1 pseudogene is annotated in these 313 nt (G+C 42.2%); it reads right to left on the reverse strand.

Going from position 1 to position 313, the window contains the following annotated elements:
* Positions 1-313 (reverse strand): annotated as a pseudogene (locus HG547_RS20685) (IS1595 family transposase); the annotation flags it as partial.

The following is a 313-nucleotide window of genomic DNA, read 5'->3' on the forward strand; positions in this document are numbered from 1 at the left end:
GCCTTAAACGTATCCGCCCAAATCCAGAGGGTGATAGCAGCTCAACAGCCACCAAAACTATAGCTTTACGCTTACCCTGTTGATTTTTAATAGATGATTCTGGAATGACCCCACCTATTAATGTTTCGTCAACCTCTACGATGCCAGACAGTTTATCTCTTTCAGGATCAACCATGGCATATCTTAACTTGTGCATTAAAGACCAAGCAGTTTAATAACTCCCAAGACCTAATAGCCTTTGGACTCCAAGAGCGCTGACCCCATTCTTTTGATTTGTAATAAACCAGACAGCTGCAAACCAACTTTTCATGGG

The organism is Shewanella sp. DNRA4, assembly GCF_012843185.1.
Taxonomy (GTDB): Bacteria; Pseudomonadota; Gammaproteobacteria; order Enterobacterales; family Shewanellaceae; genus Shewanella; species Shewanella xiamenensis.